Source organism: Peribacillus sp. NPDC096447, from assembly GCF_044762725.1.
GTDB lineage: Bacteria > Bacillota > Bacilli > Bacillales > DSM-1321 > Peribacillus.
Genome location: NZ_JBIWEV010000001.1, coordinates 696,968 through 720,289, shown reverse-complemented (window position 1 = coordinate 720,289; position 23,322 = coordinate 696,968). Strand labels below are relative to the sequence as shown.

Genomic DNA, 23,322 nt, shown 5'->3' with positions numbered 1-23,322 from the left:
GGAGGAGGAAGAAGCATGGGAAAAACATTATATGGTGTTTTTAATACGGATAGAGAAATAATCCAGGCTATACAATCCCTCAAGGGAAAGGGGGTCCATGAAGGAGAAATAACGGTAATAGCTGATAGGAAAGAAGATTTGAATCTCGTCAATGAAAAGCGTGATCCGGATGTCGACGTCGTTACTAACTCTAATGAGGATTCCTTCATTGATAAGATGAAACACTTTTTCCTGAACGAGGGTTCTGAAGATATAAGGAACCGACTAGGTGAGTTAGGGCTTGCCGATAGTGAAGCCACTGCTTATATAAATGAAGTGGAGGCTGGAAAGTTCCTGATTCTTTTAGATGAATCGGAAACCGTATCAGCACGAGATAACATAACTTCCAATCGTATCGAGGATACGGACGAACCTGCAGAGAATCCGCTTAAAACAGGGGTGGTGAACAATCCGGACCCTAACCTTTTTCCTGAAACAACAGCGAATGCCTATCAATCAGGAGAAGTGGAAGCACAGCCAGGAAGAAGTCAAGAGCTGCACGGGAATTCTGCTAACATCCTTGAAAATGAAGAGCTGGGTACGAAGCGAGCTCAAGAAAGGGAAATCTGGGGGAACTCCACAGAAAAATTCAAGAAGCAAAAACCAGGGAATCATGAAGGGACACTGGGAAGCGACCCTCATGTAGATCCATTTTCTGCCGATACTGACGATCAGACTCTGAGCCCCAATGCGAGCGGACAGGAAGAGGAAGGCATGCAAGAAGAATACATCAAAAATCGAATCAATACCGACAATCTGTAATACGCAAAAAGAACAGCCTGCACAAGGCTGTTCTTCAGTTTGTGGATAAAGAGGGTTCGGAAAATATATCTTTCATCAAATTATGTTCCCGAACAATCTGACCCAAAGCAACATCTTATATCCTCCGATTTGATTTCGATCTAGTTGGTTGGAGTGGGTGTGCGAGTCTCCTGCGGGAAAAGCGCGTCTAAGGGAGACCCCGCAGGCGCAAGCCGAGGAAGCACCCTGCCCCCCGCTGAAAGCGAGTGCCTGGAATGGAAATCAACATCCAAGTTGTATAAGCCATAAAGAAAGAAACTGCAGGTAAACTCGATTTTTCATCTAGTTTGTCTACAGGCTATTTTTGTAAAACCCTTTAGGCAAAGGGTTTCCACGTTCATTAGTTAGGAATCTCCGCTATACTATTTGCTTGTTTATTGTTAAAGCCGCAAGGTATAATGACTAAGGAATTTTATTTTTAGTAGAGTAACAAGGAGAGGGAGAAACATGGAAAAAAACGTATATGGTGTTTTTGACTCTAATCCGGAACTACTTGCTGCAATTCAAGACTTAAAAGCTAAAGGCATATCTGGCACCCAAATGACAGTGGCAGCTGATATAAAAAATTATGTGCAGCTTGGAAATGAACATACGGATATACTGATCATTGCCAATCAGGATAAGGAGGACACTCTTTTCTTGAAAATCTTCCACTACTTCACAGATGAAGGATCTGGAGATTTACGCAGCTTTTTCACGAAATATGGCTACTCTTTTGCTGAGACAAAAGCGATGCTTGAAGAAGTGAGCTCTAAAAAATTCATCTTGCTGCTTGATGAAGAAGTCTCCATTGAAGAAATTAAGGTTGGCGAAGCGAAATCAAAAAAATAACAGCCTGCTAAGGCTGTTATTTTTTTAATCCTGCTTCCAGGGCAGTGATCATTTCCTGTTTTTCCTGCTCGGATGAATTTTGCCAGATGACCTCGAATAATACTCCCAATCCAGGAAGCATTTTTTCCTCGCCATTTTGTATGGCATCGACAATCGTGTCTTCCAGCTGCTCTTGCGAATTTCCAGATACATTTTGGATGATCGCATTACGTAAGTTTAAATTCATAATTATTCCTCCTCTAACACATAATGACTGAACATTAATAGCATTTCACAAACTCGCATGCAATATGTATGTGAATTGCGTTATAATAGGAAAATCAGTGTGAAGTTAAAGGAGCGTTTACCCTTGAAATATATCGAATCCGTAAAAAACCCGCAAGTTAAGCAATGGAAAAAACTTTTGACCAAAAAAGAACGCGATAAAACAGGTAAATATTTAATCGAGGGTTTTCACCTAGTTGAAGAAGCCTTAAAAGAAGAAATCGTCTTGGAAGTGATCATAAATGAAGAAACTGAAATGCCTGCCCATTTTAAGGTGGAAGGCACAGAACTCATTTATGTGAAAAATGATATTATGAAGGCGATATGCGATACCGAAGCCCCGCAGGGAATTGCCGCGGTTTGTGAACAGAAATCAACGAGCATGGCGTCCATCAATCCGGATAAGCTATTGTTGATCGATGCCGTTCAAGATCCGGGTAATATTGGAACGATGATCAGGACAGCGGATGCAGCTGGAATCGATGCGGTCATACTTGGCGAAGGGTGTGCTGATTTGTATAATCCCAAAGTGGTCCGTTCGACGCAAGGAAGCCTCTTTCATATGCCTGTCATTAAAGGGAACCTTTCCGAAATCATCGATGAACTGAAGCAAGGCGGCACACCGGTTTATGGCACGGCATTAGAAGGCGCATCGCCATTTGAGGAAGTGGAAAAGTCTTCCCGATTTGCCCTCCTGGTCGGTAATGAAGGCCAAGGAGTATCGAAGGAATTACTGGAGAAAACGACTAAAAACCTTTATATTCCCATCTACGGAAAAAGCGAATCATTGAATGTGGGTATCGCTGCCGGGATTTTAATGTACCATTTACGAAAATCGATTTGAAACGGCCGAAGAATTATAATATAATAAAACAGAATTTTATAATGAAACGACGATGACAAAGAGTAGTAGCTTTAGTTAACCATATCCAGGGAGAAAATGCCTTGACTGAAAGCATTTTTATGGCACTGCTTAAGTGAATTCACCTTTCGAGTTGGCATTGGGAAGACAGGATGTCTGAAAAATGTTCCGGTGAAGAGCCGTTATTTTTAATGAAGTGAGTGCAGAAGTTTTTTGTTTTGTGCACTAATAAGGGTGGTACCGCGATACATAAACCTCGTCCCTTTAGGGATCGGGGTTTTTTTGTGTTCATTTTTACAAAAGGAAAATAAAGGAGGAAGACATGATGCAGGAACGTTTAATAGAACTGCAGGAAGAAGCGTTGCAAAAAGTTGCCGCCGCTTCCGAATTGAAAGAACTGAATGAAGTCCGAGTTGCTTATTTAGGGAAAAAAGGGCCAATCACTGAGGTATTGCGCGGCATGGGTAAATTATCTGCCGAAGAACGCCCGAAAATCGGGGCACTAGCCAATGATGTACGGGAAGCGATTGCAACAAAGATCGAGGAGAAACAAAAAGCACTTGAAACCGCGGCAGTCAATGCAAAGCTAGCAACTGAAACGATTGACGTCACACTTCCAGGACGTCCGGTAAACAAGGGGAACCATCATCCATTAACACGTGTCGTGGAAGAAATCGAAGACTTATTCATCGGTATGGGTTATACCGTCGCGGAAGGTCCTGAAGTTGAAAGCGACTACTACAACTTCGAGGCACTTAACTTGCCAAAAAGCCATCCGGCACGTGATATGCAGGATTCCTTCTACATCACGGATGAAATCCTGATGCGTACGCACACGTCACCTGTTCAAGCCAGAACGATGGAAAAACATAAAGGTCAAGGACCTGTTAAAATCATTTGCCCAGGAAAAGTATATCGCCGTGATAACGATGATGCGACACACTCCCATCAATTCCAGCAAATTGAGGGCTTGGTCATCGATGAGAACATCAGCATGAGCGACCTGAAAGGAACACTGGACGTATTTGCGAAAAAAGTATTCGGGCAAGACCGTGAAATCCGTCTTCGTCCTAGTTTCTTCCCATTTACGGAGCCTTCCGTCGAAGTCGATATTTCTTGTAAAATCTGCGGCGGTAAAGGCTGCAGCGTTTGTAAACAAACAGGCTGGATCGAAGTGCTTGGCGGCGGGATCGTTCATCCGAACGTCCTTGAAATGGCTGGCTTCGATTCCAAGAAATACTCTGGATTCGCATTTGGAATCGGTGTGGAACGGATTGCCATGTTAAAGTACGGTGTGGACGATATCCGTCATTTCTATACGAATGATGTTCGATTCTTAAAGCAATTCAACCATCACGAAGCATAAATTTTTATTTTAAAGGAGGACCTACCATGTTTGTGTCATATAAATGGTTACAAGATTATGTTGACCTTTCAGGCATCAATGCGACGGAGCTAGCTGACAAAATCACGAAAAGCGGCATTGAGGTTGAAGGGGTAGAAAAGAAAAGTGAAGGGCTAAAAGGGGTCGTCATCGGGCATGTCATAGAACGTGAACAGCATCCAAATGCGGATAAATTGAATAAATGCCAAGTTGATATCGGGGCTGAAAATCCCGTTCAGATCATCTGTGGAGCACCGAATGTCGATAAAGGCCAAAAAGTCGCAGTCGCTACTGTTGGCGCGGTCCTTCCAGGTAATTTCAAAATCAAGAAAGCGAAACTTCGCGGAGAGGAATCGCACGGGATGATTTGCTCGCTTCAAGAATTGGGCTTCGAATCCAAGCTCGTTTCCAAGGATTATGCTACAGGTATCTTCGTCTTCCCTAATGATGTGGAAGTAGGGAAAGATGCATTGGAGGAACTTGGTTTAAGTGATGAAGTGCTGGAACTTGGGCTGACTCCAAACCGTTCCGACGCTTTGAGCATGCTTGGTGTTGCATATGAAGTGGGAGCCATTCTAGGCCGGGAAGTGAAATGGCCGGTTGTCGAGAAAGAAGAAGCAGCTGAAAAAGCAACTGATTATATCAGTGTCAAAGTGGAAGCGAAAGAAGATAACCCGATATACATCGCTAAAATCATCAAGGATGTTAAGGTCGGCCCTTCACCGCTTTGGATGCAGACTAGGTTGATGTCTGCAGGTATCCGACCTCATAATAATGTCGTGGATATCACGAACTACATTTTACTTGAATACGGCCAACCGCTCCATGCCTTTGATTATGACCGCTTTGGTTCAAAGGAGATCGTCATCCGCAGAGCGAAGGATGCTGAAAAAATCGTAACATTGGATGAAACTGAACGCACTTTGACACCTGACCATTTAGTGATCACGAATGGCAGCGAGCCTGTTGCGATAGCTGGTGTGATGGGCGGAGCGGATTCCGAAGTTAAAAATGATACGACGAACATCATTATTGAAAGTGCATATTTTGCAGGTACAGTAGTTCGTAAAGCTTCAAAGGACCATGGATTACGCAGTGAAGCCAGTGCCCGCTTTGAGAAAGGCGTCGACCCAGCCCGTGTACGTGAAGCTGGAGAACGTGCTGCACAATTGATTGCGCAATATGCAGGCGGAACAGTCTTACAAGGAGCAGCTGAAGTTGACGAATTGACAATGGAACCTGCGGTCATTAGCATCACTCTTGAAAAAATCAACACACTTCTTGGAACAAGCATGACCGTATCGGTTGTGGAATCGATCTTCAAACGTCTGCAATTTGGCGTTGAACTTGACAATGAAACGTTCACGATCACAGTCCCGACGCGCCGTGGCGATATTACGATTGAAGCTGATTTAGTCGAAGAGGCTGCACGTTTATTTGGATATGATAACATTCCCGCTACACTGCCGATCGGTGCTGCTACCCCAGGTCAATTGACTGACTATCAAATTAAACGGCGGAAAGCACGCCGTACACTTGAAGGGGCTGGCCTTTATCAAGCGGTGACCTATTCACTGACAAGCGAGGAAAAAGCGTCCCAATTCGCATTGGAAGCAAGAGAATCCATTCGATTAGCAATGCCAATGAGTGAAGAAAGAAGCCAGCTGCGTTTAAGCATCGTGCCTCAATTGCTGGAAGTCGTGAAATATAACAATGCCCGCCAAATCGATTCATTGGCACTGTATGAAATCGGTTCGGTATTCTTTAAGCGTGAAGAACATGAACTGCCTGAAGAAAAAGAACATATTGCTGGGGCAATCACCGGCCTATGGGAGTCACATCCATGGCAAGGTGAAAAGAAACCAGTGGATTTCTTTGTAGCCAAAGGCGTGATCGAGGCATTATTCGACACACTTGGATTAGCTGATCAAATCAGTTACCGCCAAGCGGAAATCAACGACATGCATCCAGGAAGGACAGCTGAAGTACTATTGAATGGTGAAGTGATTGGCTTTATCGGCCAAGTGCACCCAACTGTCCAAAAAGACTTGGATATTAAAGAAACATACATTTTCGAACTTTCCTTAAAAGCATTGGCCGAAGCCGAAGTCGCGCCGATTGCATACCAAACCATTCCGCGCTATCCATCAACCACACGCGATATCGCGCTCGTTGTGGATAAAGCTACGAAAGCCGGGGACATTCAGGATATTATTGAAGAAGCCGGTGGCAAACTGCTGAAAGAAGTAAGCATTTTCGACTTATACGAAGGTGAAAGAATGGAGGAAGGCAAGAAATCCATTGCCTACTCACTGAAATACTTTGACCCGGAACGTACTTTAACGGACGAGGACATTACAAAAGCACATGATAAAGTTCTTGAAGCCGTTAAAGAAAAAGCTGGCGCAGAACTAAGAGGATAAAACCAAAAAGACAGCTCCCTGAATCTTGGGGAGCTGTCTTTTTGGTTTTTAGAGTAAAAGGCGTAAACTCACGAGTAAAAAGCGAGAATTCACGAGTAAATGGAGCGAACCCACGAGTAATACGCAAATTTACGAGTAAAAAGCGAGAATTCACGAGTAAATGGAGCAAACTCACGAGTAAATGGAGCAAACTCACGAGTAAAAAGCGAGAATTCACGAGTAAATGGCGCGAATTCACGAGTAAATAGCGCGAATTCACGAGTAAAAGGCGCAAACTCACGCGCGAACCCACGAGTAAAACGCAAATTTACGAGTAAATGGTGCAAACTCACGAGTAAAAAGCGAGAATTCACGAGTAAAAAGCGAGAATTCACGAGTAAAAGGCGCGAACTCACGAGTAAATGGTGGAAACCCACGAGTAAAGCGCGAACTCACGAGTAAATGATGCAAACTCACGAGTAAAACGCAAACTCACGAGTAAAAAGCGAGAATTCACGAGTAAATGGCGAGAATTCACGAGTAAAAAGCGAGAATTCACGAGTAAATGGCGCGAACCCACGAGTTAAACGCAAATTCACGAGTAAAAAGCACAAATTTACGAGTAAACGGTGCGAACTCACGAGTAAAGCGAGAATTCACGAGTAAATGGTGGAAACTCACGAGTAAATAGAGCGAACCACGAGTAAAACGCAAATTTACGAGTAAATAGCGCGAATTCACGAGTAAATGGCGCAAACTCACGAGTAAATGGCGCAAATTCACGAGTAAATAGTGAGAATTCACGAGAAAAAGGCGCGAACTACGAGTAAAAAGCGAAAACTCACGAGAAAAAGGCGGCTTTTCCAAAAGATCAGCCGCTTTCTTCTATTTATGATATTTCTGTTGATATAGTCGCTTTGCTTTTTCTGTATTGGCGAAGTGGGTTTTCGTGAATTCGTTTAATGAATCGATTCCTTTTTCATGAATTAATCTTGCGGCCGCTTCATCGACTGCAAATCCGGCTCCTTTAGGGATTTTGAATCCGGCTTTTTCACTCAGCAAGTCAAAGCGTTTCACGAATGCATATCGGGCCAGGATGGATGCGGCTGCTACTCCAAGGTGTATGCCTTCCGCTTTTGTGCATAGATAGGTGGCGTTAGCTTGAAATAGTTCTTGCCCTTTTAGGTAATTGAAAAATACCTCTGGTTGAGCGAATTGATCAATAAGGACCGCTTCCGCTTGTTCCGGGTGGATTTTTTGCATGAGATTCTTGATTGCTTGGTTATGGAGGAGTGCCTTCATTTTTCCTTGTGACATTCCCTTTGCCTGAAGCGCATTATATTTCGGGTTGTCGCATGTGAGCAGGCTGAATGGCACTACATCCTTAATCTGTTTGGCAATTTCGATGATCTGTGGATCTTTGAGATTTTTGGAATCCTGGACACCAAGCTCCTTTAATAGGGCTAGTTGCTCCTTTTTTGCATATACGGCTACAACGGTGATCGGGCCGAAATAGTCTCCTGTTCCGACCTCATCGGATCCAATCACAGACATGGTCCCGATATTTGCAGGCGGCGAATATCGATGGACATTGACTGATGCAGGGGATGCCGTTTTTTTCTTTGGAGCAGCAGCAGTGGTGCCATTTTGCCATTTTACTGCTTCTAGTTCGGCATTTTTACCCTGAAAAAGCACCTTTCCAGATTTATAGGCGGTCACCGTACATAGCGGCGGTTTGGCGGAAAAGATGCTCCCGGGCGGCAGCTTGGCGGCCAAGGATGAAGAATAGTGGGACTTCATCGCCTTTATTTGTTCAGGACTGATAAGTAAAACAACATGGGACATAATGGGTAAGCTCCTAACTTCATTTTGTTTATTAGGTAATCCTCTTCCTAAAATTCGTTTTCGTTTGACAAATTATTGAAATTTTTATGCGAGAAATGACGATGTACTCTCTTTCATGACGAAAAACTTCGTGATATGATAGAATTAGGATTGTTTAGATTGGGGGCATCATTTTGTCAGACGATAAACGAAATAAAACAACAGTTGATATATACGGACAACCATATACAATCGTCGGCACAGAAAGCGCAAGTCATATGCGCCTGGTCGCTTCGATGGTTGACGAAAAAATGAGAGAGATCAGGATGAAAAATCCATACTTGGATACAAGTAAGCTAGCGGTGCTAACGGCCGTGAATACCATCCACGAATATATTAAATTAAAAGATGAACTAGACCAGCTTCAACTGGAATTAAAGAGAGAGAAGGACTGAGTACATGCTTGATTTAGCAATTCTGGCCATTCTTTTAATCGGTTTATTAATCGGTTTAAAGCGTGGCTTCATTTTACAAACGGTTCATATGACAGGGTTCATAGTAGCCTTCATCGTCGCCTATGTATTTTACGGAGATCTTGCTCCTAATTTGAAATTGTGGATTCCGTTTCCAACGATGGGTGATTCCTCGACCCTTAATATGTTTTTCGATACAGTCGGGCTTGATACGGCGTATTACAATGCAATTGCCTTTGCAATCATTTTCTTTGCTGCCAAGATTCTTTGGCAAATGATAGGATCGATGCTCAACTTCATTACCCATCTTCCGATATTAAAGCAGCTGAATCGCTGGGGTGGAGGGATATTGGGCTTTCTCGAAGTCTATCTTATCATGTTTATTATATTATATATAGCTGCCATGCTGCCAATGGATTCAATCCAGAAACCATTAACGGGCTCATTTCTGGCAGAATCGATCGTGAAACATACGCCGTTCCTTTCCGAGCAAGTGAAGGAACTTTGGTTTCATGATCTAAAACAATCTTAATGTCAGTATAAGTGGGCCTGCCTCCCTTTCTCAAAGTCCTGGATTCCTATACTTTGAACGGGGGAGGCCCCTTTTTATGTAGCAGCATGTAACTTCCCCCTATTTGATTCGAAAGTTAAGAATCGGACTGCTTGTACTTTACCTCCAAGAAAGGTATCTTTAAGAAAGTGAACTTGGGACACCCTACTAATTTTTTCGGCGGTGAATTATATGACAATTAATAAAAAAGATATCATTAAATTATTAGAAAAAATTGCAATATATATGGAATTAAAAGGAGAGAACCCGTTCAAGGTTTCAGCTTTCCGAAAGGCAGCAGGCGCCTTGGAAACGGATGACCGGAGCCTGTCGGAGATCGAAGATTTTACCGCTTTAAATGGAATCGGGAAAGGAACGGCATCCGTCATCGAAGAGTATATAAATGAGGGGAAATCGACTGTACTTGAAGAGCTGCAGGAGCAGGTGCCAAAAGGATTGATTCCGCTCCTGCAGCTTCAAGGTTTGGGCGGGAAGAAAATTGCCAAGCTTCATAAAGAGCTGCATGTCAATGATGTGAATGATCTTAAAATCGCCTGTGAAGAAGGCAGGGTCGCGGCGCTTGCCGGTTTCGGAAAAAAAACGGAAGAGAAGATCTTGTCTGCAATTGCCGAGGCGGGTTCAAGGCCCGATCGACTTCCCCTTGCCTTCATGAGGCCGATTGCGGCTGATATTGAAACGGCCCTTGCTAACATGGAATACATCATCCGTTCTTCCAGGGCCGGCAGCATGCGGCGCATGAGGGAAACGATCAAGGACCTCGATTTCATCATTTCGACAGATCATCCCGAAGAGGTTAAGAATCAACTGCTTGCAATAAAAGGGATAAAGCAGGTAATTGCGGCCGGTGATACAAAAGTATCGGTCGTGCTTGATTATGAATATGATATTTCTGTTGATTTCCGAATCGTTAAGGATAAGGAATTCATCACGACACTCCATCATTTTACAGGTTCGAAGGATCACAATGTGCGGATGCGTCAGCTTGCTAAAGATCGCGGAGAGAAAATCAGCGAATATGGAGTGGAAGTGACTGAAACCGGTGATGTATTGACGTTTGAAACGGAAGAACAATTTTATAATCATTTTGGCCTTCCTTTCATTCCGCCAGAAATACGTGAAGACGGAACGGAAGTGGAGCATTATGATGCTAATGAACCTCTCATATCTTTAGAGGCCATTAAAGGTGATCTGCATATGCATACCACATGGAGTGATGGGGCTCATACGATTGAAGAAATGATTGAAGCATGCCGTGCAAAAGGGTATCGATATATGGCCATCACCGATCATTCGCAATATCTGAAAGTGGCGAACGGCTTGACCGCGGAACGTTTACGAGAACAAAAACGGATCATCCATGAACTTAATGAAAAATACGCTGACTTTACCGTTCTTTCAGGGATTGAAATGGATATACTTCCTGATGGGACACTTGATTATGACGATGAGCTGCTTGCAGAGATGGATTTGGTGATTGCATCGATTCACTCAAGCTTTTCACAGCCTCGGGAAACGATCATGGAGCGCTTAAAAACGGCTCTGAATAATCCGCATGTAGATATCATCGCCCATCCAACGGGAAGGATAATTGGCAGACGCGCCGGATATGATGTGGATATAGAGATGCTGATCGAACTGGCCCGTGAAACGAATACTGCCTTGGAATTGAATGCGAATCCGAACCGATTGGATTTGGCACCCCCCCATCTGCGCAAGGCGCAGGAAGCGGGCGTTCCTATCGTAATCAATACGGATGCCCACAGCATCGACATGCTTGAACATATGCCTGTTGGTGTCGCATCAGCCAAAAAGGGCTGGATTAAAGAATCAACGGTTCTTAATGCAAGGGATACGGATGGATTATTGGCGTTTTTAAAGAGAAATGATTAACTATTTGCCCATAAATAAGGAGGAGCTTTAACTCCATGCATAATAAAGCTTTAAAGACATTGGAATTTCATAAAATAAAAGAACAATTAATCTCACACGCATCCTCATCCATAGGAAAAGAGAAGGCAGAGCAATTAATGCCTTCCACGGATTTTGAAGAAGTGTCGAGATGGCAGGAAGAAACAGATGAGTCAGCCAAAATCGTCCGGTTGAAAGGTAACTTGCCATTGGGCGGAATTTTCGATATCCGTCCACATGCAAAAAGGGCACAGATTGGCGGAATGCTCTCACCGATGGAACTGATGGAACTTGCGAGTACGATTCGTGCCGGCAGGATCCTCAGCCGTTTCTTCGAAGAACTCGCAGAGCAGGAAATTGATGTTCCGCTATTAGCCGAATATATCGATTCCCTTCATCCGTTGATCGATTTGCAACAGGAAATTACATTTGCAGTAAGCGAACATGGCGAAGTGATGGATTCTGCCAGCGACAAGCTTCGTACCCTAAGAAACCAAATTCGGACGAACGAAAGCCGTGTCAGGGAAAAACTAGAAAGCATGATCCGTTCTTCCAATGCATCAACAATGTTATCCGATGCCATCATCACCATCCGGAATGACCGATTCGTCATCCCGGTAAAACAGGAATACCGCAGTGTATATGGCGGGATCATTCATGATCAATCATCATCAGGGCAGACGTTGTTCATTGAACCGCAAGCAATCGTTCAACTGAATAATGTCCTGCAGGAAACCCGAGTGAAGGAGACGCAGGAAATAGAACGGATATTGGTTGAACTATCGGAAAAAGTCGGTGCGTTCACCCCTGAATTGCTTCATAATGTCAAAGTGCTTGCACAAATCGATTTCCTTGTTGCCAAGGCAAAGTATGCAAAAGCGATAAAAGGATCCAAGCCGATTCTGAATAATGAGGGACGCGTGAAATTATTCAAAGCGAAACATCCGCTCATTCCGAGTGATGTTGTCGTGGCCAATGATATTTTTCTTGGTGATGAATTTACGACAATCGTCATCACCGGTCCGAATACAGGAGGGAAGACGGTTACCCTGAAAACGATAGGCCTCTGTACGCTAATGGCCCAGTCCGGTCTGCAAATCCCTGCGCTGGATGGTTCCGAAACGGCTGTGTTTTCCTCTGTTTATGCCGATATTGGCGATGAACAGTCGATTGAACAAAGCTTAAGTACATTCTCTTCGCATATGGTCAACATAGTCGATATCCTTAAGCATGTCGATTATGACAGCCTTGTTTTATTCGATGAGCTTGGAGCGGGAACAGATCCACAGGAAGGTGCCGCTTTGGCCATTTCCATTTTGGATGAAGTGTATAAGCGCGGAGCACGTGTAATTGCAACGACACATTACCCGGAATTAAAAGCATATGGATATGATCGGGAAGGCGTCATTAATGCAAGCGTCGAATTTAATGTGGAAACCTTGAGTCCCACCTATAAACTTTTGATCGGTGTACCAGGGCGGAGTAATGCTTTTGAAATTTCCAAGCGCCTTGGTTTGGAAGAAAGCGTGATAAGCAGCGCCCGCAGTCATATTGGTGAGGATACGAATAAAGTTGAAAATATGATAGCATCACTTGAAGACAGCCGCAAGAAGGCTGAAGAAGAGGAGCTGGAAGCCAAGCATCACCTGAAAGAGGCGGAAATTCTTCATAAAGACCTTCAAAGGCAAATTGATGAGTACCATGAAGAGCGGGATGCGATGGTCGAAAAGGCAGCAAAAGAGGCAGCTGCAATCGTTGAAAATGCACAAAAGGAAGCGGAAGCGATCATTGCCGATTTACGTAAACTGCGACTGGAAAAGCATGCCGATGTTAAAGAGCATGAACTGATCGATGCCAAAAAGCGGCTTGAAGAAGCAGCGCCTAAAGTGAAAAAAACGTCAAATAAAGCTGCTAAGCCGCTGGATAAAAGCTTGAAACCTGGAGATGAAGTTAAGGTAGTAAGCTTTGGTCAAAAAGGTCACTTGATTGAGAAGGTCTCAAATAATGAATGGCAGGTTCAGATCGGCATCATGAAGATGAAGGTGAAGGAGTCTGACCTGGAATTCATCAAGAGCACAAAAGTAAAAGAAACAAAGCCGCTTACCACGATCAAAGGCCGCGATTATCATGTTAGCGTGGAACTTGACCTCCGTGGAGAACGCTATGAAAATGCAATTTCAAGAGTGGAAAAGTACATTGATGATGCTCTTTTGGCCGGTTATTCGAGTGTTTCCATCATTCATGGTAAAGGAACGGGCGCTCTTCGGTCCGGGGTCCAGGAATACTTGAAAAATCACCGCTCTGTCAAAAGGATTCGCTTCGGCGAAGCCGGTGAAGGCGGAACAGGTGTTACGGTGGTGGAATTTAAATAAAGGAAAGCGGTCACTCCGGCTATTCAGCCAAGCCGGGTGGCTAGTTACCATTCGGGAGTTGGACCATGGAGAACATGTGGGAAAATGAATATGTATACATAGCTGCTCGTTACAGTGTCGTTATTCTGTGCATGATTGTTTTTTTAGCCATTTTTGAACTTGTCACAAAGTACAAGAACTGGGAGGAAATCAAACAGGGAAACCTTTCTGTCGCATTGGCAACAGGTGGAAAAATATTTGGGATCGCCTATGTATTCCAACAGTCCATTCTCCTTCAGAATTCGCTTCTTACCATGATTGGCTGGGGCGTATACGGATTTGTCCTGCTGTTGATCGGTTATTTCATTTTTGAATTTATGACTCCTGGATTTAAAATAGATGAAGAAATACAAAAAGATAATCGGGCAGTTGGATTCCTATCGATGATCATATCAATCGCATTATCTTTTGTCATCGGCGCCGGAATTTCTTAATGCCCTTCATGAGAGGGAGTAAGCTGTGGAGAAACTTGCAAAAGTATTAATTGTTTGTTGCGGTATCTTTTTTCTGTTTGGAATCATTTATATGACATTCTTCAGCTGAAGCGGCCATTGTGCCGCTTCTTTTATTTGAACTCTTACAAAAGATAGAATAACATTGGTCAAATAGACTTTACGGCAGAGGAGGAGGAATATGGTTCACTCCATATTGATACAAAAGATTGAAGAATTATCGCTGAATGCTTTACCGGCCATGCAAACGCAAATCTATGACGGGTGGGTTATCCGATTTGCGGATGGATATACGAAACGGGCGAATTCTATTACCCCCATTTATACATCGAATGAAAATGTGAAAAAGAAAATATGGAATTGTGAACAATTATATTTTGCTAAGAATGATAAGGCAGTGTACAAAATGACTCCACAGGCCAAGCCAATCAATTTGGATAGTGTACTGGAAGAGTCCGGGTATGTCCGTGAGGGAACAACAAGTGTCCAAGTATTTAACTTGGCAGAAACTGAATCACCGAATGATACCAATATCATAAAATATGATCATTTACATGATGACTGGTTTCACGATTTCTGCCTCCTAAGTAATATTAATGATCACGATCAAACCATCCTGAAAAAGATGTTAGGGAATATCATTCCAAAAACATGCTTTATGTTGTTGACTGATGAGGGTGGAACGGTGACAGCAGGTGGACTGGGTGTTTTGGAAGACGAATACATAGGCCTGTACAATATCATTACCCATGAAAATTTTCGAAACCAAGGCAAAGGCGCAAAACTTGTTCGTAATCTATTGCATTGGGGTAAAGAAAATGGAGCGAAAAATGCTTATCTACAGGTAATAGAAACGAACGCGCCTGCTCTAAGCTTGTACGGGAAAATGGGGTTTGAAGAAAAATATAAGTATTGGTATAGAATTAAAACTAAGGAGTAGGACCACTCCTTTCAGTATGACGACAAAGGAGGTTCGGACTCCCTCTCACCCCGAACCATGATTTTAAAAGAAAACTTGACCCCCACTGGATTGAAGAAATTTACGACACTCCTGCCGAATAACTGGCTTGTAGAGACCCGCTAGACGCTTGAGCGAGGAGAGCTTGGCAGACAGGGAGCGGATTTCTGAAGTTTTTTAAAGAAAAAATTGAAGGTGAACTGGTTCTACTCTAATTTGTCTACCAGTCTGTAAGGAGTGGAACCACTCCTTTTTTTTGTTTCCCTTTTTAAGTGTTCATCCAATATTCCCTGTGGTTGGCATAGGGCATATATACTATCCTGCTTCTCATCATAAGGTCTTTATACTCTGAAATTCGGCAATTGTAAGAAAATCCCGATTGTATTATAATGATTAAGAGTATTGAGAATATTCAGAAGGAGGGGGCAAATGAGCAATAAGCCATGGCAAGCTATTTATCCGGAACAGATACCCGCTGTTTTGTCGTACGAAGATAAACCTCTTTATTCTTTTTTGAAGGAATCAGCCGAAGAATTCCCTGATAAAGTATCGATTCATTTCCAGGGAAAAGAATTAACTTTCCGGGAAGTTCATGAATCTGCTTTAAAGTTTGCAGCCTATTTAAAAAGTATCGGTCTTCAAAAAGGTGAACGCGTTGCTGTCATGCTTCCTAACTGCCCTCAAGGTGTCATAAGCTTTTTTGGGATTTTGATGGCCGGCGGAGTCGTGGTTCAAACGAATCCAACCTATACGGAACGTGAATTAGAATATCAAATGAAAGATTCCGGAGCGAAAATAATTTTAGCGATGGATATTTTATTTCCCCGTGTTTCTGCAGTGGCATCAAGAACGGATATAGAACATATAATTGTAACCGCTATCAAGGAATATTTGCCATTCCCGAAAAATCTAATCTATCCTTTTATACAAAAAAAGCAATACGGCATTGTCATCAATGTGGAGCATGAAGGGAATCATCATTTATTTTCCGAAATCATGAAACGAAAGATCACTGAAGAAGTCACTGTGCCAATCGATGTGGATAATGACCTTGCCCTTTTGCAATATACAGGTGGGACAACAGGCTTTCCCAAAGGGGTCATGCTTACCCATAAGAACTTACTGGCAAATACGAAAATGTGCAATGCATGGCTTTATAAAAATAAGCGCGGTGAGGAAAGGATCCTTGCGATTCTGCCTTTCTTCCATGTGTACGGTATGACTACAGTCTTGGTTCTATCCGTCATGGAAGGGAACACCATGATCATCATGCCAAAATTTGATGTCGAAGCGACGCTTAAAACCATTCAAAAACAGAAACCGACCATGTTTCCAGGAGCGCCAACGATGTATATCGGCCTCTTGAACCATCCGGATATCGCCAAATATGACCTTTCTTCCATCAATGCCTGTATAAGCGGTTCTGCATCATTGCCCTTAGAGGTCCAGGAGCAGTTTGAGAAAATTACCGGCGGGAAGCTTGTTGAAGGCTATGGTCTTTCGGAGACCTCACCGGTGACACATGCTAATTTCATTTGGGATCAGCCGCGTGTAAAAGGAAGCATTGGACTGCCTTGGCCAGATACCGACTCGGTGATTCTGTCCCTGGAAAACTTTGAAGAGCTTCCTCCGAATGAAATTGGAGAGATTGCCATAAAAGGACCACAGGTAATGCAAGGATATTGGAATCGTCCGGATGAAACCGAAAAAACCTTTAAAAATGGCTGGCTGCTTACAGGCGATCTGGGTTACATGGATGAGCAGGGGTTCTTTTATGTCGTCGAGAGGAAAAAGGATACAATCATTGCAGGCGGTTTCAATATATATCCACGTGAGGTGGAAGAGGTGCTATACGAGCATGAGGCCATACAGGAAGTGGTAGTGGCAGGTATCCCTGACCCATATCGCGGGGAGACCGTTAAGGCCTATGTCGTACTGAAAAAAAATGCGAGGGCCACTGAAGAGGAATTGAATGAATTTGCCAGAAAGAACCTGGCTTCCTATAAGGTGCCGCGCAGCTATGAATTCAGGAATGAACTTCCAAAAACGACGATAGGAAAGATCCTGAGAAGAGTCCTGATCGAGGAAGAAAAGAAAAAAATATCCGAGGAAAGAAAAGAAGCTTAAACAAGCACCCCCTTTTAACGGAGCAGCGGAAGAGAGCTCCGTGTTTTGCAGAACGGCTGGACAACCTATGGATGGGGACTGTACAATGAACATAAGTGGAATGTCAGGCCCCTTAGAAGTTTTGCTTGACAGTAAAGGGTCGTCATTTTATGATAGAAATATGAATGATGGTTCATTCATTTTCTGAAAGGGGACATCCAGTGAAAAGCAACAGACCTAAGTATAATCAAATTATTGATGCGGCCGTTATCGTCATTGCCCAAAACGGTTACTATCAAGCCCAAGTATCCAAAATCGCCAAGCAGGCAGGGGTAGCGGATGGCACCATATATCTTTATTTTAAAAATAAAGAAGATATCCTAATATCATTATTCCATGAAAAGATGGGCTATTTTGTGGAACAGATCGAAGAAGAGATAAAAGGAAAGACCACTGCTTCGGATAAACTGCATGTGCTCATCCAAAAACATTTTCAAAACCTTTCAGAAGACGTGAATTTAGCAATTGTCACTCAGTTGGAATTAAGACAGTCGAATAAAGAATTGCGCCTAAGAATTAATGATGTGCTAAGAGGGTATTTAAATTTAATTGATCAAATCATTATAGAAGGAAAAGAAAACGGCGAATTCCTGCCTGATTTAAATAATTTACTTGCCAGGCAGATGATTTTTGGAACGATTGACGAAACAGTGACGACCTGGGTCATGAATGAGCAAAAGTATTCGCTCCCAGACCTTGCACCAGATGTTCACCGCCTTCTGATTGGCGGCTGTGGCCTGAAAAGTTAACGATTTAAATAGAGGATGGCCAGCCATCCTCGAAAGAATCGGTTAATTCTGCTTCCAGCTTTATCGGGAAGTGATACATATTTAATTTTCAAAAAAGTTTGACTAGTATGCCTGGAGGGATTGATATGGAATATCTTAAGCTTTCTGTCGAAAATCATGTGGCTTTTATAACGATTGATCATGCACCTGCAAATGCACTTTCTTCGGCTATCATCGGAGAGCTGTCACAGGCCTTCGACCAAATTGAGAATGATGACGCCGTACGGGTTGTCCTTCTTCATGGTGAAGGAAGATTCTTCTCTGCAGGAGCAGACATAAAGGAGTTTACGGAAGTGAAAGACGGGAAAGCTTTCGAGAAGCTGACCAAGAATGGGCAATCTGTTTTTGAGAAAATCGAATCTTTTCCAAAACCGGTCATTGCAGCCATCCATGGAGCGGCCCTTGGCGGAGGATTGGAGCTGGCCATGGCCTGTCACATCCGTTTGGTAACCGAAAGGGCTAAACTGGGTTTGCCTGAGCTGCAGTTGGGCTTAATCCCTGGATTTGCTGGGACCCAACGTCTTCCTCGTTATGTGGGCATGGCAAAGGCAGCTGAAATGCTGTTTACAAGTGAACCGATTTCAGGTACCCAAGCAGTACAATGCGGGTTGGCGAATCATGCCTTCACGGATGAAGAACTGATTCCGAAAGCTAAGGAACTAGCCAATAAAATTGCCAAGAAAAGCCCGCTTGCTTTAAAGTCGGCCATAGAGTTATTAAATTATTCCAAGCATGATTCCTACCATAAAGGTGTGGAAAGGGAAGCCGCCCTCTTTGGTCAAGCTTTCGATACTGCTGATGCACAAGAAGGAATCGGAGCTTTCATTGAAAAAAGGGAAGCTGTATTCAAAGGGAAATGATGATTCGAGTATAAATAACTATTTTTATATATCATGCAGGATTTTGATGGAATCTGTAGAATACAATACTATATATCAATAAAATTCATAATCTTCAAAACTCAAATCATTCGGGAGGTATTATCGTGAACATTTATGTACTGCTGAAAAGAACATTTGATACAGAAGAAAAAATTACACTATCCAACGGGAAAATTAATGAGGATGGAGCAGAATTCATCATTAATCCATACGATGAGTATGCAGTTGAAGAAGCAATCCAGGTGCGTGATGCACAAGGCGGCGAAGTAACGGTTATTTCCGTCGGAACCGAAGAGGCTGAAAAGCAATTACGTACGGCGCTGGCAATGGGTGCTGACAAAGCCGTATTGATAAATATAGAAGACGACATTGAAAATAGCGACCAATTCACGACTGCCAAAATTATAGGCGAATACTTAAAAGATAAAAATGCCGATTTAATCATTGCAGGGAACGTTGCAATCGATGGCGGTTCTGGTCAAGTGGGACCACGCGTTGCCGAAATTTTAGAAATTCCTTATATTACTACCATTACTAAGCTGGACATCGAAAATGGAAATGTAAGCGTTATCCGTGATGTCGAAGGGGACTCTGAAACGATCGAAGCATCCCTTCCATTGTTGGTGACAGCTCAGCAAGGGCTAAATGAACCACGTTATCCATCATTGCCGGGAATCATGAAAGCGAAGAAAAAACCGCTTGAAGAATTGGAATTGGATGACCTGGATTTGGAAGAAGAAGATGTTGAGGCAAAAACAAAAACGATTGAAATTTACCTTCCTGCTAAAAAAGAAGCTGGAAAAGTATTGGACGGCGAAATCGGTGATCAAGTAAGCGAACTTGTTCAATTATTACGAAGCGAAGCAAAAGTGATTTAATCGAAACGGTACTTTTTCAAAATAACAACACACGACAAAAAGATAAAATAGTGCACAGGAGGTTTTTATAAATGGCTAGAAAGTTTCTTGTATTGGGCGAAGTTCGTGACGGTTCACTGAGAAATGTATCATTTGAAGCTATTGGTGCAGCTAAACTTGCTGCAGATGGCGGGGAAATAGTAGGTGTCTTAGTTGGTGACAGTGTTCAAAATTTCGGAAATGAATTGATTCAGTATGGGGCAGACCGGGTTGTTGCAGTCGAAAATGATCAATTGAAACAATATACTTCAGATGGTTATGCGCAAAGCTTGCTTGCCGTCATCGAACAGGAAAAACCAGAAGGGATATTCTTTGGTCATACGGCCCTAGGAAAAGACCTTGCACCAAAATTGGCTGGAAAGCTTGAATCAGGATTAATCTCAGACGTTACATCCATTGAAGAAGAAGGGGGAAATATCGTTTTCACCCGCCCGATCTATTCCGGTAAGGCATTTGAAAAGAAAATTGTTACAGATGGCGTGATATTCGCGACAATCCGTCCGAACAATATCGAACCATTAGCGAAAGATGAGTCCCGCTCTGGTGATGTTTCTACATTAAATGTGGATATCAAGGATTTACGTACAATCATTAAAGATGTTGTTAGAAAAGCCAGTGAAGGGGTCGACCTTTCAGAAGCGAAAGTAATCATCGCTGGTGGCCGCGGCGTGAAAAGTGAAGATGGTTTTGAACCATTAAAGGAACTGGCACAAGTTCTTGGCGGAGCGGTAGGAGCTTCCCGCGGAGCATGTGATGCGGATTATTGCGATTACTCTTTGCAAATCGGGCAAACGGGTAAAGTCGTAACACCTGACCTTTATATCGCCTGCGGAATTTCCGGTGCGATCCAGCATTTAGCGGGGATGTCCAACTCCAAGGTTATCGTTGCGATCAATAAAGACCCGGAAGCTAACATATTCAATGTGGCGGATTATGGAATTGTCGGAGACCTTTTCGAAGTCGTTCCGTTACTTACGGAAGAATTCAAAAAACTTAAAGTTAACGCGTAATAGAAATAATACAGATGAGGGGCAAGACATTTGGCATAAGCCGATACATGTCTTGCCCCTTTATTTGGCCTGCATATTTACTCTTTTTTTGGACATCCTACCACTGAAGCAAAATATTAGCATCGATTCGAGCAACAATGGTATACTGTCTTTAGTTATTTGAGTAAATTTGAGGAGGAAATATATATGGCAATTATAAATGCAACTGACCAAACTTTCACAACAGATACTAGCGAAGGTGTCGTTCTTGTAGATTTTTGGGCTCCATGGTGCGGACCTTGTAAAATGATCGCTCCTGTTCTTCAAGAGCTTGATACTGAAATTGGCGATACAGCAAAAATCGTAAAAGTGGATGTGGATGAAAACCAAGAAACAGCCGGAAAATTCGGTGTGATGAGCATCCCGACATTAATCGTGCTTAAAGACGGTGAAGTGGTTGATAAGGTTGTTGGTTTCCAACCTAAAGAAGCACTTGCTGAACTTATTGCAAAACACGCGTAATAGTAGGTTAGCTAAAAAAAGCTTCAAGTCTGCGGACTTGAAGCTTTTTTCGCTATCTTGATATATAATGATTGTAAAAAAGGGAGAACAGGAGGCTGAATGCATGAATCAACAAATAAAGAATAAACTTGCCCTTCTTCCCGATCAACCTGGTTGTTATTTAATGAAAGATCGTCAGGGAACGATCATCTATGTAGGCAAAGCGAAAGTGTTGAAAAATCGTGTCCGCTCTTATTTCACGGGATCTCATGACGGAAAAACATTCCGGCTCGTGAATGAAATTGAGGACTTCGAATACATCGTCACCTCTTCCAATATCGAGGCTCTCATTTTAGAGTTGAACTTAATCAAAAAACATGACCCAAAATATAATGTCATGCTAAAGGATGATAAGACGTATCCCTTCATAAAACTGACTGCGGAACGCCACCCACGTCTAATCATTACGCGAAAAGTCAAAAAAGACAAAGGTAAATATTTCGGTCCTTATCCGAATGCATTTGCAGCTAACGAAACGAAAAAATTGCTCGACCGCATCTATCCCCTAAGAAAATGCAATACTTTACCGGATCGCGTTTGTCTCTACTATCATCTTGGCCAGTGCCTGGCTCCATGTGTATATGATGTAGAGGAACAGGAATATAAAAAAATGGTGGATGATATCAACCGGTTCTTGAACGGCGGGCATACTGAAATAAAAAAAGAACTGACTGAAAAAATGCTGGAGGCATCGGAAGATCTCGATTTCGAGAGGGCCAAGGAGTTCCGTGACAAAATTGCCCACATCGATATTACGATGGAGAAGCAGAAAATGATGACGACAGATTTCATCGACAGGGATGTATTTGGTTTTGCCTATGATAAAGGCTGGATGTGCGTTCAGGTATTTTTTGTCCGGCAGGGTAAGTTAATAGAAAGGGATGTTTCACTTTTTCCGGTCTACGATGAACCCGAACAGGAACTTCTTACATTCCTCGGTCAGTTTTACGAGATTACGAACCACTTTAAACCAAAGGAAATATTGCTGCCTGAATCAGTGGATGCCGAAATGGCCGAAGGGCTGCTTGGTGTCAAAACGATTCACCCGAAACGGGGAGCGAAAAAAGACATGCTTAAATTGGCGAATAAAAATGCCTCCATCGCGCTTCAGGAAAAATTCTCTTTGATTGAAAGGGATGAAGAAAGAACGATTAATGCGGTGGAAAACCTCGGGAAGCAACTGGGTATCTACACCCCGCATCGAATTGAAGCTTTCGATAACTCCAACATCCAGGGAAGTGACCCAGTCTCCGCTTTAGTCGTGTTCATTGATGGAAAGCCGGAAAAAAGGGAGTACCGCAAATATAAGATCAAGACGGTCCAAGGGCCTGATGATTATGAATCGATGCGTGAAGTGGTCAGAAGAAGGTATTCACGAGTATTGAAAGAAGGGCTGCCGCTTCCGGACTTGATCATCATTGATGGCGGAAAGGGACATGTGGAAGCTGTTCGGGATATTTTGGAAAATGAATTGGGCCTTGATATTCCACTTTCAGGCCTCATTAAGGATGAAAAGCATAGGACCTCGCAATTGATGATCGGAAATCCGCTTGAACTCGTACCTCTTGATTCACGGAGCCAGGAATTTTACCTATTGCAAAGAATTCAGGATGAAGTGCATCGGTTCGCGATTACATTTCATCGCCAGCTACGCGGGAAAAATGCGGTTCACTCCCAGCTTGATGATATTCCAGGAGTCGGGGAAAAGCGAAGGAAGCAATTATTAAGGCATTTTGGATCATTGAAGAAAATCAAAGAGGCAACCGCCGAGGAAATCGTGGAAGCTGGCATGCCAAAAGGGGTAGCCGAGGGAATCGTTAGAAAATTACAAGAATAATCT

At 43.0% G+C, this 23,322-nt stretch carries 20 protein-coding genes and 1 other annotated feature; of the genes, 18 read left to right on the top strand and 2 right to left on the bottom strand.

The annotated features are described in order from the left end of the window. Positions 1-15 precede the first annotated feature (15 nt). Together ACIQZD_RS03590 and ACIQZD_RS03585 are read left to right on the top strand one after the other, a co-directional pair. Positions 16-801: a general stress protein gene (locus tag ACIQZD_RS03590; RefSeq protein ID WP_402898260.1), complete on the top strand. Its 786-nt coding sequence runs from the start codon at positions 16-18 to the stop codon at positions 799-801. A gap of 486 nt (positions 802-1,287) precedes the next feature. Further along, positions 1,288-1,671, top strand: coding sequence for a hypothetical protein (locus ACIQZD_RS03585; RefSeq protein ID WP_402898257.1), 384 nt, complete (start codon positions 1,288-1,290; stop codon positions 1,669-1,671). A 16-nt stretch (positions 1,672-1,687) separates the two neighbouring features. On the opposite strand, the gene sspI is transcribed toward ACIQZD_RS03585, so the two are convergent. Beyond that, a complete protein-coding gene (gene sspI, locus ACIQZD_RS03580; RefSeq protein WP_057911488.1) occupies positions 1,688-1,897 on the bottom strand; it encodes a small acid-soluble spore protein SspI in 210 nt (69 codons plus the stop codon). A 123-nt stretch (positions 1,898-2,020) separates the two neighbouring features. On the opposite strand from sspI, the gene ACIQZD_RS03575 reads away from it, so the two are divergent. The 3 genes from ACIQZD_RS03575 (at position 2,021) to pheT (ending at position 6,604) form a co-directional block, all read left to right on the top strand. Further along, on the top strand, positions 2,021-2,779 hold the full coding sequence (locus ACIQZD_RS03575) for a TrmH family RNA methyltransferase (RefSeq protein WP_402898254.1): 759 nt from the start codon (positions 2,021-2,023) through the stop codon (positions 2,777-2,779). A gap of 43 nt (positions 2,780-2,822) precedes the next feature. Then, positions 2,823-3,064 (top strand) — a binding site (T-box leader). Positions 3,065-3,122: 58 nt separating this feature from the next. Beyond that, a complete protein-coding gene (gene pheS, locus ACIQZD_RS03570; RefSeq protein ID WP_402899880.1) occupies positions 3,123-4,163 on the top strand; it encodes a phenylalanine--tRNA ligase subunit alpha in 1,041 nt (346 codons plus the stop codon). 26 nt (positions 4,164-4,189) lie between these two features. Continuing rightward, the gene (pheT, locus tag ACIQZD_RS03565; protein ID WP_402898251.1) at positions 4,190-6,604 is read left to right on the top strand and encodes a phenylalanine--tRNA ligase subunit beta; all 2,415 of its coding nucleotides are present in this window, start codon (positions 4,190-4,192) and stop codon (positions 6,602-6,604) included. Positions 6,605-7,468: 864 nt separating this feature from the next. Here the strand turns inward: pheT and rnhC are convergent. After that, on the bottom strand, positions 7,469-8,428 hold the full coding sequence (rnhC, locus tag ACIQZD_RS03560; protein ID WP_402898246.1) for a ribonuclease HIII: 960 nt from the start codon (positions 8,426-8,428) through the stop codon (positions 7,469-7,471). 173 nt (positions 8,429-8,601) lie between these two features. On the opposite strand from rnhC, the gene zapA reads away from it, so the two are divergent. The 13 genes from zapA (at position 8,602) to uvrC (ending at position 23,319) form a co-directional block, all read left to right on the top strand. After that, positions 8,602-8,862, top strand: a complete 261-nt coding sequence (gene zapA, locus ACIQZD_RS03555) for a cell division protein ZapA (protein ID WP_048678967.1) — start codon at positions 8,602-8,604, stop codon at positions 8,860-8,862. A 4-nt stretch (positions 8,863-8,866) separates the two neighbouring features. Beyond that, positions 8,867-9,412, top strand: coding sequence for a CvpA family protein (locus tag ACIQZD_RS03550; protein WP_101222851.1), 546 nt, complete (start codon positions 8,867-8,869; stop codon positions 9,410-9,412). A 210-nt stretch (positions 9,413-9,622) separates the two neighbouring features. Next, positions 9,623-11,341: a DNA polymerase/3'-5' exonuclease PolX gene (polX, locus tag ACIQZD_RS03545; RefSeq protein WP_402898241.1), complete on the top strand. Its 1,719-nt coding sequence runs from the start codon at positions 9,623-9,625 to the stop codon at positions 11,339-11,341. A 35-nt stretch (positions 11,342-11,376) separates the two neighbouring features. Further along, complete coding sequence (locus ACIQZD_RS03540) at positions 11,377-13,731, top strand: endonuclease MutS2 (RefSeq protein WP_402898238.1); 2,355 nt, start codon at positions 11,377-11,379, stop codon at positions 13,729-13,731. Positions 13,732-13,796: 65 nt separating this feature from the next. After that, complete coding sequence (locus tag ACIQZD_RS03535; RefSeq protein ID WP_402898235.1) at positions 13,797-14,204, top strand: DUF350 domain-containing protein; 408 nt, start codon at positions 13,797-13,799, stop codon at positions 14,202-14,204. Between the two features lie 199 nt (positions 14,205-14,403). Continuing rightward, positions 14,404-15,162, top strand: a complete 759-nt coding sequence (locus tag ACIQZD_RS03530; protein ID WP_402898232.1) for a GNAT family N-acetyltransferase — start codon at positions 14,404-14,406, stop codon at positions 15,160-15,162. A 447-nt stretch (positions 15,163-15,609) separates the two neighbouring features. Further along, entirely contained in the window at positions 15,610-17,307 is a 1,698-nt protein-coding gene (locus ACIQZD_RS03525; protein WP_402898229.1) for a long-chain-fatty-acid--CoA ligase, read from the top strand. 200 nt (positions 17,308-17,507) lie between these two features. After that, the gene (locus ACIQZD_RS03520) at positions 17,508-18,095 is read left to right on the top strand and encodes a fatty acid metabolism transcriptional regulator FadR (RefSeq protein WP_402898226.1); all 588 of its coding nucleotides are present in this window, start codon (positions 17,508-17,510) and stop codon (positions 18,093-18,095) included. A 125-nt stretch (positions 18,096-18,220) separates the two neighbouring features. After that, positions 18,221-18,994, top strand: coding sequence for an enoyl-CoA hydratase (locus ACIQZD_RS03515; RefSeq protein WP_402898223.1), 774 nt, complete (start codon positions 18,221-18,223; stop codon positions 18,992-18,994). A gap of 125 nt (positions 18,995-19,119) precedes the next feature. After that, positions 19,120-19,893: an electron transfer flavoprotein subunit beta/FixA family protein gene (locus ACIQZD_RS03510; protein WP_402898220.1), complete on the top strand. Its 774-nt coding sequence runs from the start codon at positions 19,120-19,122 to the stop codon at positions 19,891-19,893. A gap of 71 nt (positions 19,894-19,964) precedes the next feature. Next, on the top strand, positions 19,965-20,942 hold the full coding sequence (locus ACIQZD_RS03505; protein WP_402898217.1) for an electron transfer flavoprotein subunit alpha/FixB family protein: 978 nt from the start codon (positions 19,965-19,967) through the stop codon (positions 20,940-20,942). Positions 20,943-21,128: 186 nt separating this feature from the next. After that, a complete protein-coding gene (trxA, locus tag ACIQZD_RS03500; protein ID WP_137019462.1) occupies positions 21,129-21,443 on the top strand; it encodes a thioredoxin in 315 nt (104 codons plus the stop codon). 103 nt (positions 21,444-21,546) lie between these two features. Further along, positions 21,547-23,319, top strand: a complete 1,773-nt coding sequence (gene uvrC / locus ACIQZD_RS03495) for an excinuclease ABC subunit UvrC (RefSeq protein ID WP_402898213.1) — start codon at positions 21,547-21,549, stop codon at positions 23,317-23,319. The last annotated feature ends 3 nt before the right edge of the window (positions 23,320-23,322 follow it).